The following is a 13,320-nucleotide window of genomic DNA, read 5'->3' on the forward strand; positions in this document are numbered from 1 at the left end:
GTCCTCGCGAGGTGTCCAAGAGCACTGCGACAGCCGGTACGTCATGCCCGGGGAGTGAAGTCCTCTCCGGCGGAGGAAAAGCGCGGGCACGGGAGGCGGGGGCCTCCCGGGGGGAGGAATTGTACGGGGAGCCGGGGCCTCCCCGAGGGGGAGGAATCGTGTGGAGTCAACACGTCGAGCCCACTGGAACCCTGGGGGGGTCCGTGCAGCAGGGAGAATTAGTCAGCCCGTTTCCATCGGCGCGCGGGCGACTGGAGAACGGGGCGATCAACGGGGCGTACCACCAGCCCGCGAACGACTGGGAGCAGCGGTACCGACGTGCCGTGATGACCAGCGACACAGTGGCCACCGCCGTCGTCGTGGCGGCGATCGGGAACTTCTTCGGAGCCAGGGACGCGGCCAACTGGCATGAGAAGTGGGGAATTCTCGCCTTCGGCACCGAACTGCTCGTCCTGGCCGCGCTCGCGGTGAGCCGGGCTTGGGCTCCCGCCGTACTCGGTCAGGGTGCCGAGGAATTCCGCCGGCTGGGGCGATCGCTGTTCGCGGCGACCGTCGTCCTTTCACTCGGCGGGATAGCCCTCACCTCCCGCAACATCAAACTCTGGATATTCGTCGCCATTCCCGCGATCGCGCTCGTCACGATGACCGAGCGGTATCTGCTCCGTCTCCGGCTGCACCGGCAGCGGAAGGAAGGGCGGTGTCTGCGCCCGGTGCTCGCCGCCGGAAGCCCGGCCACCGTGCGCGATCTGATCACCCGTACGCGCAAGTTCCCGCATCTGGGCTGGCGGGTGGAGGCGGTGTGCACCGCCGACAGTCCCGCGCTCGACGACGAGCTGCTGGACGGGGTGCCGGTGGTGGGACGGCTGCCCGACGTGGCGGGTCAGGTGCACCGCAACGGCTACCGGGTCGTCGCGGTCACGCCGGATCCGCACTGGTCGCCGGACCGGTTGCAGCGGCTCGCCTGGAACCTGGAGGGCAGCGACGCCGAGATGGTCGTGGCGCCGGTGCTGATGGAGGTGGCGGGTCCCCGGCTGCATGTCGACGCGGTGCTCGGGATACCGCTGCTGCGGGTCAGCATGCCCGCCTTCACCGGTGCCCGGCGGGCGGTGAAGGAGATCGTCGACCGGTTGGGCGCGGCGGTCTTGCTGCTGCTGTTCTCGCCGCTGCTGCTGCTCGTCGCGGTGCTCGTCATGGCCGACAGCCGGGGCGGGGCGGTCTACCGGCAGCGCCGGGTCGGCAAGGACGGGCGCGAGTTCACCATTCTCAAGTTCCGCACCATGGTCGTCGGCGCCGACCGGGCGCGGGAGGACCTCGCGGACCGCAACGAGGGCGCCGGGCTGCTGTTCAAGATGCGCCGGGACCCGAGGGTGACCCGGGTGGGGTCGGTGCTGCGCCGCTACTCGGTCGACGAACTGCCGCAGCTCGTCAACGTCCTGACCGGCTCGATGTCGCTGGTCGGCCCGCGTCCTCCGCTGCCGGAGGAGTCCGCCGCGTACGGCCCGGACATCCGGCGGCGGCTCCTCGTCAAGCCGGGGCTGACCGGTCTGTGGCAGATCAGCGGGCGCAGCGACCTGCCGTGGGACGAGGCGGTGCGGCTGGATCTGCGGTACGTGGAGGACTGGTCGCTCGCTCTCGACGCGGTGATTCTCTGGAAGACGCTGCGCGCGGTGCTCTACGGGCAGGGGGCCTACTGATGCGCGGGGGGCGTCGTCGGGCCGGAAGGTGGGCGGCAGACCACAAGGGTCTGCCCGGGGGGAGGAACGGTTCATGAGGATCAGCGTCTTCGGGCTCGGCTACGTCGGCTGCGTATCGGCCGCGTGCCTGGCCGGCCTCGGGCACGAGGTCATCGGGGTGGACGTCAACCAGGTGAAGGTCGACCTGGTCAACGACGGCAAGGCTCCGGTGGTGGAGGAGCGGATCGGCGAGCTGATATCGGAGGTCGTGGAGTCGGGGGCGTTACGGGCCACCGGCGACGTCCGGGAGGCGATCAAGGACAGCGAGGTGTCGCTGATCTGCGTGGGCACGCCGTCGGAGGCCAACGGCAGTCTGTGCACCACGTATCTGGAGCGGGTCACCGAGGAGATCGGTGCCGCCGTGGCCGAGCGGGGCGGCCGGCAGACCGTCGTCTTCCGCAGCACCATGCTCCCGGGCACCTGTCTGAACCTGCTGGTGCCGATCCTGGAGAAGTACGCGGGCGGCACGGCGGGGGTGGACTTCGGGGTCGCGGTCAACCCGGAGTTCCTGCGCGAGGGCACGAGCGTGCGGGACTTCTTCGACCCGCCGAAGACCGTCATCGGCGAACTCGACCCGGAGAGCGGCGACGTGGTGGCGTCGCTGTACGAGGGGCTGCCGGGAGAGGTCTTCCGGGTGCCGATCCCGACCGCCGAGGCCATCAAGTACGCGGACAACGCCTTCCACGGTCTGAAGATCGGCTTCGCGAACGAGCTGGGCGCGGTCTGCCATGCGCTCGGGGTGGACTCGCACCAGGTGATCGACGTGTTCCTGGCCGACCGCAAGCTGAACATCAGCCCCGCCTATCTGCGGCCCGGTTTCGCCTTCGGCGGCTCCTGCCTGCCCAAGGACCTGCGCAGTCTGGTGTACGCGGCGCAGCGGGCCGACGTCTCGGTGCCGATCCTCGCCCACGTCCTGCCCTCCAACGCGGAGCATCTGCGGCGGGCGGTGGAGCTGGTCGAGCGGACCGGGAAGCGCCGGGTGGGCCTGTTCGGCCTGTCGTTCAAGCCCGGTACCGACGACCTCCGTGAGAGTCCGCTCGTCGAGCTGGCGGAGCGGCTCTTCGGCAAGGGGTACGACCTGCGGATCTACGACCCCAACGTGAACCTCTCGCGGCTGCTCGGCGCGAACCGGGAGTACATCGAGACCCGGCTGCCGCACCTCGCGCAGCTGCTCGCCGACTCCGTCGACGAGGTGGTCGGGCACGCCGAGGTGTGCCTGGTCGGGACCAGGGACCCGGCCGTGCTCGCGGCGCTTCCCCAGGGGGGCGACGGCCCGCAGATCGTCGACCTCGTCCACCTCCCCGACGCCGAGGCGCGCCGGGCCGAACCGGGATACATGGGCCTTGCCTGGTGACGCGTCGTCCGCGAGGACGCCCGGCGGCGACGGGGCGGCCCGTCGCGCGCTGGTTCTGGTGGAGAACCTGTCCGTGCCGTTCGACCGGCGGGTGTGGCAGGAGTGCGCCACGCTGCGCGACGCGGGCTGGGAGGTCCATGTCGTCTGCCCCCGGGGCGAGAGGCGGGACACGGAGCCGGAGGCGGTGATCGACGGGGTGCGGATCCACCGCTACCCGCTGCGCGCCGCCACCGGAGGACCGGCCGGATACCTGCGGGAGTACGGGACGGCGCTGTGGCACACGCTGCGGCTGGCCCGCCGGGTCGGGCCGGTGGACGTGGTCCACGCCTGCAACCCGCCGGACCTGCTGTTCCTGCCCGCGCTGTGGCTGAAGCGGCGGGGGGCCCGGTTCGTCTTCGACCAGCACGACCTGGTGCCCGAGCTGTATCTGTCCCGGTTCGGCCGGGGCGAGGACCTGCTCTACCGGGGCGTCCGCGCCCTCGAACGGCTGACCTACCGGAGCGCGGACGTCGTGCTCGCCACCAACGAGAGCTACCGGGACGTCGCGCTGCGCCGGGGCGGCAAGCGGCCCGAGGACGTCTTCGTGGTGCGCAGCGCTCCCGACACCGGGCGTTTCCACCCGGTGCCGCCCGAGCCGGAGCTGAAGGAGGGCAAGCCCCATCTGCTCTGCTACCTCGGGGTGATGGGGCCGCAGGACGGCGTCGACTACGCCCTGCGGGCGCTCGCGCGGCTCCGCGAGGAGCGGACCGACTGGCACGCGGTGTTCGTCGGCGCGGGGGACGCCTTCGACGCGATGGTGGAGCTGTCCCGGCGGCTCGGGCTCGCGGAGCACGTACGGTTCACCGGGCGCATCCCCGACGCCGACTTGGTGCGTTATCTGTCCACCGCTGATGTGTGCCTCTCCCCCGACCCGCGCAATCCGCTCAACGACGTGTCGACCATGAACAAGGTCCTTGAGTACATGGTGATGGGTCGGCCGATCGTCTCCTTCGACCTGCGGGAGGCGCGGGTCTCGGCGGGTGACGCCGCCGTCTACGCGCCCGCGAACGACGAGGAGGCGTTCGCCCGGCTCGTGGGGCGGCTCCTCGACGATCCGGAGGAGCGCGCCCGGATGGGGAAGATCGGTCAGGAGCGGATCGGCGGGCCGCTCGCCTGGCGGAACTCCCAGCGTGCGCTGCTCGACGCCTACGCCGCCGCCGTGCGCGGGCGTGCTCCGGTGGCGGCGGGTGGCCGGGGCAGGGCAGGGAAAAGGCCGCGCCGTTGAGCGATGACACGATACGCCTGGTCACGGTCGGGCGGATCATCCGTCGCCGTCTGCGGCTGCTCGCCCTCCTGGTGGTGCTGGGCGCGCTCGCCGGCCATGGCGTCTCCCTGCTGTTCCCCCCTCGGTACACGACATCGGCGTCGGTGCTGCTGAGGGGGGCGTGGCAGGAGCGGCAGCTGCTGACGCAGGCAGAGATCGCGACCAACTCGGTGGTGCTCGACCGCGTGGCCGACGCGCTCCGGCAGCCCGGGGTCGACGGTGAGGAGCTGCGGAAGCGGGTGACCGCGAAGGCGGCCAACGGGAACATCATCACGATCTCGGGGACGGCCGACACCCCGGAGGAGGCCCAGCGGCTCGCGGACCAGGCGGCCCGGCAGTTCGTCGTCTTCGCCGGGCAGATCGCGAGCGACGAGGCCGTCGAGGCGGCGGACCGGCCCGGGGCGCTGCGCAGGACGGTGACGGAGACCGGTCGCCGGATCGAGGAGCTGGCCGACGCGGCCGGTTCGGGGCAGAGCGTGGAGAGCGTGCAGACCCGTACGGAGCTGGCGAAGCTGCTCGCCGCCTTGCAGGGGGCCGTGGACAAGCTGGACGAGGCCGAGCTGGCCGTGAAGACGGACATGGTCGTGATGGGGCCCGCGGTCCGGCCGACCGGCGAGGCGCCGCCGACCCGGCCGCAGCTCGTGGGCGCGGGGGCGCTGCTGTTCTTCCTGGTCGCGGTCGTCGGGCATCTCGCGGCGGCGCGGATGAGCCGTCGGCCGCGTACCGAGCCGGAGATCGCGGCGGCGGTCGGGGCGGTGTCCCTCGGCGCGGTGGACGTGCCGGCGGACCGGCGGGCGCGGCGGCGGAAGGGCGGTGGGCCCCGGTCGTGGCTCCGGCGGCTGCTCGGTGTCGAGGTGCGGTGGGATGCCCCGGCTCCCCGCAAGGGTGACGAGGCGGGTACCCGGATCCGTTACCGGCGGGTGTGCGCCCGGCTCCGGGACCGGCTCCCGGGGGCCCTGCGGCTGCTCGTGGTCGTGCCGGAGGGGGACGCGGTCGCCGTCCGGGCGGCGGAGCGGCTGGTGGCCGAGGCCGAGGGCGATCCGCTGCTGCGGGTGGTGGAGGTGTCGGTGGCCCAGCCGATGCTGCCGGACCGTGAGGGCGAGGCCGGTGCGCTGGTCGTGCTCAGTGCGGGCGACTGGACGGCGGGCGATCTCGCCGGGGTCGCCGGGGCGTGCGTGGACGCGGGGCACGAGGTCGTCGGAGTGGTCCTGGCGGGCACGGTCCGGTTCCGTCCGGCGCGCTCCTCGGGCCGGTCCCGCCGTGTCGCCGTGCCGGATTCCCCGGTCGGGGCGTCGGTGGCGGGAGGTGGCGAGTGACGGCGGGTGCGCCAGGGGAGCCGTCGGCCGCCGCTCCGCTCCTCGACGTGCGGTCGCTGGTGGTGGCGGTGCGCAGGAGGCGGCGTCTGTGGTCGTCGGCGGCGCTGCTCGGGCTGCTCGGGGGCGGGGCGGTGGCGGTGGTGCTGCCGCAGCCGCCGACCGCGACGACCAAGGTGCTCGTGGCCCGTCAGGAGGATCAGCCGAACGATCCGGGGACGTTGATCCGTACGGATGTGGCGCTGCTCGGGACCACCCGGATCGCCGACGCGGCCCTGAGGTCCCTGGGGTCCGGGGAGCGGCCGGAGGACTTCATCCGGGAGTACGAGGGTGTGGGCCTGACCAACAACGTGCTCCAGATCCAGGTGACGGGTGGCAGCGAGGCGGAGGCGGTGGCCCGTGCGCGGGCGCTCGCGGACGCGTTCGTCGCGGACCATGTGCGGCGGATAAGAGAGGCCGCGGACGCCGAGGCCAGGACGCTGCTCGACCAGCGCGACCGGTTGCGCGGCGATCTCGCCGAGGTCAACAAGGCGATCGGCGAGGGGCCTTCGGGCGACGGGTCGAAGGCGTCGGCGGACACGGAGTCGCTCTTCTCCCGGCGGGCCGAACTCACCTCGCAGATCGCGGACTTCGGGCAGCGGGCCGCCGAGGCCCGGATCGGCACGCCCCGCCTTGTGGCGGGTACGCAAATCGTGGACGCCCCCCGGATGGTGCCGTACTCCCTGCCCAGGGTCGCCGCCACCGACGGTGCGATCGGGCTCGCCCTCGGTCTGGTGGTGGGGCTCGCGGTGTCCTCGGTGGGGTCGGTGGTGGCGGACCGTCCCATACTGCGCGGGGAGATCGCGGCGAACCTCGGGGCGTCGGTCGTCGCGGAGCTGCCCCGGCGGCCCGGGGGGCTGCTGAGGCGGCGCCGGCGGGTCCGGGCGGCGCGCGAGCGGCTCACGGCCTCCCTGGTGCGTGCCGTGCGTGGTCCGTCGGAGCCGGTGTCGCTGCTCGAACTGGGCTGTGCGCGCGGTGCGAGCGTGATCGCCCTGGATCTGGCCAGGGCGCTGGCGGCGGAGGGGCCGGTGGTCGTGGTCGACGGGCTGCCCGGTCCGTGGCTGGCCGAGCGGCGCGCGGAGCCGGGCGATCCGGTCGTGGTCAGGGGCGATCAAGCGGGGGCGGATTCCGGGCGGGAGCGGCGGCTCGGGGTGGGGTCGGTGGCGCCCGGCACGGCGTGGACCGATCTGCGGTACCTCGGGACCCGGACGGTGCTCGTCGTCCGGGCCGGGCACGGCAGCGCCGCGTGGCTGCACACCGTGGCGCGGCAGTTGGCGGAGCAGCACATCGCGGTGATCGGCGTGGTGCTGATCGACCCCGATCCGCGTGACCGTACGGACGGCACGCTGTGGGACGGGCCGGAGACGGCGCGGCGCGGCGGGTCCGAGGGGCACGCACGACAGAACGGGACGGGCCGTCAGCGGACGGAGCGGCTGCCGCTGTGGGCGGCGCGGGTCCCGGACAGCGACCAGGAGGCACGGTAGGACATGTGTGGCATCGCAGGCGCTTACCGCTGGCCGGACGGGAAGGCCGTGACCGACCGGCTGACCGACACCCTGGCCCATCGCGGGCCGGACGGGGCGGGGCGGTACAGCCATCCGCTGGGGGACGGGGAGGTGCATCTCGGGCACCGCAGGCTCGCCATCGTCGACCTGTCGGAGACGGGTGCACAGCCGATGGTCTCGGACGGTCTGGTCCTGACGTACAACGGCGAGCTGTACAACGCCGCCGAGCTGCGGGCCGAGCTGGTCTCGGCGGGGGTGCGCTTCCGGGGGACCTCCGACACCGAGGTGGTGCTCCAGGCCTGGCGGCGGTGGGGTACGGACTGTCTGCCCCGGCTGCGCGGCATGTTCGCGTTCGGGATCTTCGACGAGCGGACCGGTGAGCTGGTGCTCGCCCGTGACCAGCTCGGCGTCAAGCCGCTGTTCCTGCTGCGGCGCGGGGCGGGGCTGGTGTTCGCCTCGGAGCTGAAGGCGCTGGCGGCGGCGACCGGCGGGTCCCTGGAGGTGGATCACGGGGCGATGGTGGCCTCGCTGCTGTACTACTGGGTGCCGGACTCTCGGTGCGCGTACCGCGAGGCGGAGAAGCTGCCGCCGGGGAGCTGGCTGCGGTGCCGGCCCGACGGCCGGGTGGAGCGCGGCCGGTTCTGGTCGCTACGGGAGGTGGCGGCCGAGGGCCGGGAGCGGGCGCTGGCCGGTGAGGTGCCGGACGTGGCGGCCGTCGTGGAGGAGTCGACGCGGCGGCATCTGATCTCCGACGTGCCGGTGGCGACCTTCCTCTCCGGGGGGCTCGACTCCAGTTATCTGACGGCGCTCGCCGCCCGTGACCGGCCGGGGATCTCGGCCTACACGATCGGGTTCCGCGCGGAGGACGCCCGGTTCGAGGCGATGCCGGACGACCTGCGCTACGCCCGGCAAGTGGCCGCGCGGTTCGGTGTGGACCTGCACGAGATCGAGATCGCCCCGGACGTGCTCGATCTGCTGCCCCGGATGACGTACGCGCTGGACGAGCCGATCGGCGATCCCGCGGCGATCAACACGTTCCTGATCTGTTCGGCCGCGCGGGAGGCCGGGGTCAAGGTGATGCTGTCGGGGATGGGGGCCGACGAGCTGTTCGCCGGTTACCGCAAGCATCTGGCCAATCTGATCGCGCTGCGCTATCAGCGGGTTCCGCGTCCGGTGCGGCGGGCGGTGTCGGGGGCGGTGGACCGGCTGCCGGTGGCCTCGGCCCGCCGGGGGTACCGGTCGGTGCGGTTCGCGAAGCGGTTCCTCTCCTTCGCCGATCTGCCGGAGGAGACCGCGTTCCGGCGCAGTTACACCATGTACGACCGGGACGAGCTGCTCGGGTTGGTCGATCCGGATCTGGCGGGGACGGTCGACGACGTGCTGACCGAGCACGCGGACGTCTACCGGGACAACGACCTCGACGACTTCGTGAACCGCATGTGCCTGGGGGACGCCCGGATGTTCCTGCCGGGGCTGAACCTGGCCTACACGGACCGGTCGAGCATGGCCGCGTCGACGGAGGTACGGGTGCCGTACGTGGACGTCGAGGTGGTGAAGGCGGCGTTCGCCGTGCCGGGCGACCGCAAGATCGTCGGGCGGCAGGGCAAGGCGGTGCTGAAGGAGGCGGCCGTCTCGGTCCTGCCCCGGGAGATCGTGTACCGGCCCAAGGGCCTGTTCAGCGCGCCGCTGCGGGCCTGGATGAGCCGGGACCTGGCGCCGCTGGTGCGCGAGGTGGTGCACGACGGCGAGCTGGTGCGGTCCGGGTTCCTGCGCCGGGACGCGCTGGCGCGGCTCGTCGCCGAGGACGCCTCCGGTCAGCGGGATTTCTCCAAGCATCTGTGGCATGTGCTGACCCTCGAGTACTGGTATCGCGGCGCGACCTCCGGGTCCGGCGAGAACGCCGCCTGACGGCGTGGAAACAAGGGGACTTCGGATGAAGCAGGTCGTACAGAACTACAAGAGCGGCGAGCTGGCGGTGCTCGACGTGCCGGTGCCGGAGTGCAAGCCGGGGGGTGTGCTCGTCCGCAGCGCCTTCTCGCTGATCTCCACCGGGACCGAGCTGATGAAGGTGTCCGAGGCCGGCATGTCGATGCTGGGCAAGGCCCGTTCCCGGCCGGACCAGGTGGCCAAGGTCATGCAGAGCGTGGCCGCCAACGGGGTGCCCGCCACCTACCGCAAGGTGATGGGCAAGCTGGACTCGTACACGCCGCTCGGCTATTCGCTGTGCGGGGTGGTCGAGCGGGTCGGCGCCGGGGTCGACGACGTCGCCGTCGGGGACCTGGTGGCCTGCGCCGGGAACGAGCACGCGCTGCACGCCGAGTTGAACTGGGTGCCGAAGAACCTGTACGCCCCGGTGCCGGACGGTGTCGCGCCCCGCCACGCGGCCTTCGGCACGGTCGGGTCGATCGCCCTCCAGGGCGTCCGCAGGGGGGAGCCGCAGCTCGGCGAGGTGGCGTTGGTCATCGGGCTGGGGCTCATCGGGCAGTTGGTGGTGCAGCTGCTCGTCGCCTCCGGGGTCCGGGTGGTGGGGGCCGACCCGGATCCGGCGCGCTGCGAGCTTGCCGGGCGCCTCGGGGCCGCCGCCTGCGGTGATCCCGGCTCCGCCGCCGTGGAGACGGCCGTCGCCGAGCTGACCGGCGGTCACGGGGTGGACCAGGTGTATCTGGCCGCCGGTGGCGGCAGCAACCAGCCGGTGGAGCTGGCCGCCCGGCTGAGCCGGGACCGGGGCCGGGTCGTCGACATCGGCAAGTGCAGCCTGGACCTGCCGTGGAACGCGTACTACGAGAAGGAACTCGACGTCCGTTTCTCCCGCTCCTACGGTCCCGGGCGTTACGACCCCGAGTACGAGCTGGAGGGCCGGGACTACCCGATCGGCTACGTCCGCTGGACCGAGCGGCGCAATCTGGCGGGCTTCCTCGGGCTGCTCGCCCAGGGCAGGGTCGACGTGGAGCCGTTGGTCTCGCACATCGCCGACTTCGAGGACGCCGTCGACACGTACCGGAGTCTGGAGGAGGGCGAGCTGAAGGCGGTGGCGGTGCTCTTCCGCTACCCGGAGCACGCCGGGGAGGCCGAGGCTCCGGCGGTGACCGTGCCCGAGGTGCGGCGCGGTGCCGCGCCCTCCCCCGTCCGGTCGGCCCGGGGGCCGGTGCGCCTCGCGTTCGTCGGGGCGGGGAACTACGCGTCGTCGATGCTGCTGCCGCATCTGGCGGAGCGCGCCGGGGTCGAGCTGTCCACGGTCGTCACCACGACGGCGCTGTCCGCCGCCAACGCGCGGCACAAGTTCGGTTTCACCCGGGCGACCACCGATCTCGACGCCGTCCTCGGCGATCCCTCCGTCGACGCGGTGTTCGTGGTCACCCGGCACAGTTCGCACGCCGATCTGACGCAGAAGGCGCTCCTCGCGGGCAAGGCGGTGTTCGTGGAGAAGCCGCTCGCGCTCACCGAGGAGGAACTCGCCGGGGTGCTCACGGCGGTGGAGAAGTCCGGCAACGACCGGCTTCAGGTGGGCTTCAACCGGCGGTTCGCGCCGCTGCTCCGGGAGGCAAGGCAGCGTTTCGGCGACCGCACGGGACCGGCGAGCGTCCGCTATCTGGTCAACGCGGGCCGGCTCGACCACGGCAGCTGGTACCTGCGGCAGGGCACGGAGGGCTCGCGGTTCGCCGGTGAGGGCGGGCACTTCGTCGACACGGTGAGCTGGCTCCTCGGGGACGACCCCGTCTCCGTGTACGCGGTCGCACCGGCAGGGAACGAGGACCTCCAGGTCGTCCTGCGCTACCCGGACGGCTCCACCGCCGTCGTCAGCTATCTGACCACCGGCTCGGCCGCCTTCCCCAAGGAGACGCTGGACCTCGTCGCGGACGGCAGGGTGCTGCGGCTCGACGACTTCGTCCGCGCCTCGGTGTACGGGCGGAAGCGGTGGAGCAGCCCGCGCCTCTCCAAGGGCCGGGACAAGGGCCAGTCCGCCGAACTGGCCTCGTTCGTCAAGGCCGTACGGACCGGCGGGCCGATGCCGGTGTCCCTGGAGTCGCTGGTCGCCACCACGGCGGCCACCCTCGCCGTACGGACCTCGCTGGCCGCGGGCGTCCCGGTTTCGCTGGCGGGGCCGCGGTGAGCATGGACGCGGGCTGGTATCTGCGGCGGCTCTCCCGGATGGGGCCCCGGGAGGTCGGCGGCCGGGCGGGCGACGCGGTGCGCCGACGCCGGTGGCGGTCGGCGGTGGCGGAGAGCCCCCGGGTGACGGGGGCCCGGTTCACCTCGCCGCTGCCGCCGGGGACGGTCGCCTCGGTGCCGCCGGACGCCGTGAAACGGCTGGTCGCCGAGGCGGACCGGCTGATGGCCGGGCGCGCCGAGTTCTTCGGGGTGGAGCGGGACGACCTGGTCGACCCGGACTGGTGGTACGACCCGAAGACCGGGCGGCGAGCCCCCTCGGGGTACGCCTTCGACGTGCCGTACCGGGACGAGGAGGCGGTCGGGGACGTCAAGCAGATCTGGGAGCCGTCCCGGCACCAGTACCTCACCGTGCTCGCCGCCGCCTACGCGGTGACCGGGGACGAGCGGTACGCCGAGCGGGTGGCCGGCCATCTGCGGCGCTGGTGGGCGGGGAACGCGCCGCTGCGCGGGGTGCACTGGATCAGCGGCATCGAGCTGGGGATCCGGCTGCTGTCCTGGGTGTGGATCCGGCGGCTGCTCGACGGCTGGCCGGGGGCGGCCGGGCTCTTCGAGGAGAACCCGGTGGCGCTGCACCAGATCTGGCACCACCAGCGCTGGCTCGCCGCCTTCCCCAGCCGGGGCACCTCGGCGAACAACCACGTGGTCGCCGAGGCCGCCGGGCAGTTCGCCGCCGCCTGCGCCTTCGACTGGTTCCCCTCCTCGGCGCGCTGGCGTGACGAGGCGCTGCGCTCCCTCGACCGGGAGCTGCGCGCCAACACCTTCGGCTCCGGGCTCAACCGCGAGCTGGCCACCGAGTACCACGGTCTGGTCCTCGAACTGGGGCTGGCCGCGCTGGCGGAGGCGGACGCCGCCGGGGTGCCGGTCCCGGACCCGGTGCGGCTGGTGCTGCTGCGGATGACCGACGCGCTCGCCGCCGTCGTGGACGAGCGGCTGCGGCCACCGCGCCAGGGGGACGCGGACGACGGGCACGGTCTGGTGGTGGACGGCGCGGGAACCGACCGCTGGGGCTCGCTGCTCGCCACCGGGGACGCCGTCTTCGGCCGGCTCCCGTGGTGGCCGGAGACGACCGGCGGCGACGTACGGACCCCGCTGCTCGCCGCGCTCCTGCGGCCCGCCGCGCCGACCGCTTCCCGCCCGGCCGAACGGCCCTCCCACTTCGCCGACGCCGGTCTCACCCTCCTTCGCGGGCCCTCGGGGATCTGGTGCCGCTGCGACGGCGGCCCGCACGGGTTCCTCGCCATCGCCGCCCACGCCCACGCGGACGCGCTGTCCGTGGAGGTACGGCACCGGGGGGTCGACGTGCTCGCCGACCCGGGGACGTACTGCTACCACGGGCAGCCCGAGTGGCGGCGGTACTTCCGCTCGACCCTCGGCCACAACACCCTCCAGTGGGGCGACGCCGACCAGTCCGTCTCCGGCGGCCCGTTCCTGTGGACCCGGCACGCCCGCAGCCGGGTCCTGGTCGCGGACGTCCCGGGCCCCGACGACACGGGGACGGCCCGCTGGTGCGCCGAGCACGACGGCTACCCGGGCGTCACCCATCGCCGACGGGTGGAACTGACCGACGCGAAGCGGGAGTTGCGGGTGGTCGACGAGATCGGCGGCGCGCACGGGCCGGTACGGCTCGCGTTCCATCTCGGCCCGACGGTCACCGCCGCGCTGACGGGCGGCAGGGCGGCGCTCGGCTGGACCGCGGACGGCGAGGACCGTACGGCGGTGCTCGACCTGCCCGCCGGACTGTCCTGGCGGGCCCACCGGGGCGAGACGGATCCGCCGCTCGGCTGGTACTCGGCGGGCTTCGGGCGCAAGGAGCCCGCGACCACCCTGGTCGGCACCGGCTTCACGAACGGCCCGACAGGGTTCACCACCGTGCTCACGTTCGGCGACTAAGGGGGGAAGGAGG

General features: G+C 73.2%; 8 protein-coding genes. All 8 read left to right on the forward strand.

What is annotated here, in order from left to right:
- Positions 1 to 203 precede the first annotated feature (203 nt).
- Positions 204 to 1,694, forward strand: coding sequence for a sugar transferase (locus BU197_RS23025; RefSeq protein ID WP_188270207.1), 1,491 nt, complete (start codon positions 204 to 206; stop codon positions 1,692 to 1,694).
- Between the two features lie 73 nt (positions 1,695 to 1,767).
- Positions 1,768 to 3,087, forward strand: a complete 1,320-nt coding sequence (locus BU197_RS23030) for a nucleotide sugar dehydrogenase (RefSeq protein WP_188270208.1) — start codon at positions 1,768 to 1,770, stop codon at positions 3,085 to 3,087.
- Entirely contained in the window at positions 3,077 to 4,351 is a 1,275-nt protein-coding gene (locus BU197_RS23035; RefSeq protein ID WP_188270209.1) for a glycosyltransferase family 4 protein, read from the forward strand. Before BU197_RS23030 ends, BU197_RS23035 begins: the two co-directional genes overlap by 11 nt.
- On the forward strand, positions 4,348 to 5,706 hold the full coding sequence (locus BU197_RS23040; protein ID WP_188270210.1) for a Wzz/FepE/Etk N-terminal domain-containing protein: 1,359 nt from the start codon (positions 4,348 to 4,350) through the stop codon (positions 5,704 to 5,706). Before BU197_RS23035 ends, BU197_RS23040 begins: the two co-directional genes overlap by 4 nt.
- Positions 5,703 to 7,226: a Wzz/FepE/Etk N-terminal domain-containing protein gene (locus tag BU197_RS23045; protein ID WP_188270211.1), complete on the forward strand. Its 1,524-nt coding sequence runs from the start codon at positions 5,703 to 5,705 to the stop codon at positions 7,224 to 7,226. Before BU197_RS23040 ends, BU197_RS23045 begins: the two co-directional genes overlap by 4 nt.
- Before the next feature lie 3 nt (positions 7,227 to 7,229).
- Positions 7,230 to 9,155 carry an asparagine synthase (glutamine-hydrolyzing) gene (gene asnB / locus BU197_RS23050; protein WP_188270212.1) on the forward strand — a complete coding sequence of 642 codons (1,926 nt, stop codon included), beginning with the start codon at positions 7,230 to 7,232 and terminating at the stop codon, positions 9,153 to 9,155.
- A gap of 25 nt (positions 9,156 to 9,180) precedes the next feature.
- Complete coding sequence (locus BU197_RS23055; RefSeq protein WP_188270213.1) at positions 9,181 to 11,358, forward strand: bi-domain-containing oxidoreductase; 2,178 nt, start codon at positions 9,181 to 9,183, stop codon at positions 11,356 to 11,358.
- Positions 11,355 to 13,307, forward strand: a complete 1,953-nt coding sequence (locus tag BU197_RS23060; protein ID WP_188270214.1) for an alginate lyase family protein — start codon at positions 11,355 to 11,357, stop codon at positions 13,305 to 13,307. The genes BU197_RS23055 and BU197_RS23060 overlap by 4 nt, the downstream gene beginning before the upstream one ends.
- Positions 13,308 to 13,320: the final 13 nt, after the last annotated feature.

Origin of the sequence: Streptomyces sp. CBMA291 (genome assembly GCF_014596525.1) — a bacterium.
GTDB lineage: Bacteria > Actinomycetota > Actinomycetes > Streptomycetales > Streptomycetaceae > Streptomyces.